Origin of the sequence: Rhodovulum sp. (assembly GCF_011048875.1) — a bacterium.
Taxonomy (GTDB): Bacteria; Pseudomonadota; Alphaproteobacteria; order Rhodobacterales; family Rhodobacteraceae; genus Rhodovulum; species Rhodovulum tesquicola.
The window spans coordinates 1-2,754 of sequence record NZ_DSDD01000015.1; the positions used below are offsets into that span (position 1 = coordinate 1).

Genomic DNA, 2,754 nt, shown 5'->3' on the forward strand with positions numbered 1-2,754 from the left:
CGCGGCGGGGCCGCGGCCCTTCATCGCGCCCGCCGCCTCGCGGGCGCGGGTGGTCCAGGTCTCGACCCGGGCGATTTCCAGCATGGCCGCCCGCGCGCCGTCATCGACGGCCCGCAGCCATTGGGCCAGCCGGGCCTCGGCGGTGCCGCGCCGTTCCCATGTGCCGCGGGCGGGGGAAAGCGGCGCGAAGCCGAGCGCGCGGTTTTCCTGCGCCGCGATCCGCGCGGCCGCCGTGGCGGGCTCGGCCACCGCGCCCTCGGCCGACAGCCCGGCCCGGTGCCACAGCTCGAACCCCCAGGCGGCCCGGGTCAGCGGATGGGCCGGGGCCAGCGCGCCCATGCCATGCTGGAACGCAGCCGCGGCCAGGTCGAAATCCGACCCCACTGGACGGGGCTGGAGATCCTCGGGCAGGGCGGCTGAATCGACCCTGTGCAGGCCCAGAAAGGCCCTGAGTTCCCCGGGCGGGCCGGGCGCGGCCAGCAGCCGACGCACCGCCCAGGCGGCGCGCGCGATGTCGGGGCGGTGGCGGTCGGCGGGCAGCGCCTGGGCCAGGTGGCGGGCGATCTCCTCGCGCCCGGCCGGTCCGCCTTCGGCCCGCAGCATCGCCTCGGCCTCGATCAACGCCAGCCGCTCGGCCATGCCTCGCCCGCTGCGCCGCACGGCCTCATCCAGCGCCGCCAGTGCCGCGGCGGCCCGGGCCAATGCTGCGGCCTGTGCGGCTTCGGCTTCAAGGAAGGCCTCGGGGGTCAGACTAACCCTGTGCGGCTGCGGGCAGGGGGATAGCTCCAGCGCGACCGCCTCCCCTGCCCCGTGCCCGGGCGCATCGCCCTCGGGCAGGAACCACAGCTCGGCCTCGGGGCGCGGGGCCGGATCATAGGGCGAGGGCAGGCTCGGCGGGTCGTCATGGGCAGTTCCGGGATCAATGGGACTTCGCGTCATATCCGCAGAATAGCACATTTACGCGGATGACATGGGGGATTTTCGATTGCGGCATTTGCAGCCTCCTCGGCCCGGCTGCCCTGCACGCTCTGCACCAGGCATGCCGCCACTGAAACGGCTCAGTTCAAGTCCAGAACGCGGAGAACGGACCCTCTGCTCCCCCGGGAACACCATTGCCCACGATAACAAACGGTCGTTTGCTTATGACTTCAAGAATTGAAAAACGCCCCGCTACGCCGCCGCATCGCTCGCCTCCGGTTGGCACTGGCCGTCCCGAGCGGCCAGAGGCCGGGCGCGCATTCTACGCGTTCGGCGATCCGACACCCACCAGCCGCAGGGGCACCGTTCACGCGACATGGCCCCGGAACCGCATCGACCGAACAGCCTCCCTCCATGCCTGCCCGACGCCCTGCCGCCAGCCTTCATCGCCAGATGCAAGAGCGCCGACCCCCGGCCTGCTGTTGCAGATCACCTGCGACTCGATGCACGGGCACATGTGACGGCGGCCCCTCTGACAAGATGCTGATTGGTCACATGCTGATTGGCCACGAAAAAGGCCCAAAGCACGCGGTACGGCGTCGGATTGTTCACACCAGTGGCCCATGACGACCGGGGGCGGAAGGCGCTCCTACCGAAGGAGCCGCTTGTATTTTGGGCATCTCCGGTTCTTCGGGCAGCGCCGGGACGGAAATTAACGATCCGTTCACTCGTCGCCGTTGCGCGGATGCCAAAACTCCTGTATTCAAGACGAGGGGAGTTTATTTTAATGGGGGTTCTTCATGAACATCAAAGCACATCTCGCGGCTGCTGTGGCAGCAACCGCGCTTACGGTCGGTGCCGCACAAGCGTCCACCATCTCCGTCTCGGCCTTCGACATCGGCGCCTGGAACACGGCGACGGCAGCTCTCCTCGGTGCCATCGAGGATTTTGAAACCACCGGTCCGGCAATCGGTGAAGGCGAGCTATCCGGCGTGCTCGCCACCTCTGTCGGCACGTTCGACACCGTCGGTGGTATCGGAAGCGGGTCGACCTGCGTCGCAGCGGGCGGTGGCCCCTGCACCACCCTTTCGCTCTTCGGTCCCGATCTTAACGGCTTTAACGGACAGGGGAACCTGGTGCCGGATAACGGGGAGTGGTCGCTGAACGCAGCCGACACGCTCGGGATTGTCTGGAACGTGGCATTGGAGACCGGTGGCGCGTTCAACAAGATCGTTTTCGGTCTTAGGGACATCGCTGATATTCCGGGAACGATCGCCACCGTTTCCTCCGATGGTGCCACTCCGGTTGAGTTCACCGGGCTGCTGAACGCAAACGAGCAACTCATCGTGATCTCCTTCGGGACTGCGGTCACCTCGGCGACCGTCACGATCCAGAACCTCAACGGTTTTGTGAACGACTCTTTCTCGCTTGACGGCGCCGCCGTCGGTGTCGTGCCGCTGCCGGCAGCCGGTTTCCTGCTGCTCGGCGGCCTGGGCGCCTTGGCCGCGGTTCGCCGCCGCAAGCAGAACGCCTGATCCGACAGGACATAACTTCAGGAAGGCCGACGTAATGTCGGCCTTCTTTTTTGCACTGCAACCTGAAGTTCTTGCCTTCCGCCAAGCCAGGCGCGGATCAGTCGCCCTCGGCCAGTCGCGCCAGGAACGCCCCGTAGCACGTCTTGGCAAAGGTTCTTGCATGCGCCATCAGCGCCGCGCGGTCGATCCAGCCCTGGCGATAGGCAATCTCTTCCGGCGCGCCGATCTGCAACCCCTGGCGCTCCTGCAGGGTGCGCACGAAATTGCCCGCGTCCAGCAGCGAGGCATGGGTGCCGGTATC

General features: G+C 67.4%; 2 protein-coding genes and 1 pseudogene. 1 reads left to right on the top strand and 2 read right to left on the bottom strand.

Going from position 1 to position 2,754, the window contains the following annotated elements; all coding sequences use genetic code 11:
- On the bottom strand, positions 1-939 hold a 939-nt coding region (locus ENN83_RS00615; RefSeq protein WP_287182867.1), incomplete at its 3' end, for a hypothetical protein.
- A 779-nt stretch (positions 940-1,718) separates the two neighbouring features.
- Here ENN83_RS00615 and ENN83_RS00620 point away from each other — a divergent pair.
- Positions 1,719-2,453 (top strand): VPLPA-CTERM sorting domain-containing protein, encoded by a 735-nt coding sequence (locus ENN83_RS00620; protein ID WP_287182869.1) that lies wholly within the window; start codon positions 1,719-1,721, stop codon positions 2,451-2,453.
- 97 nt (positions 2,454-2,550) lie between these two features.
- Here the strand turns inward: ENN83_RS00620 and ENN83_RS00625 are convergent.
- Positions 2,551-2,754, bottom strand: a pseudogene (locus ENN83_RS00625) (glucose-1-phosphate thymidylyltransferase); the annotation flags it as partial.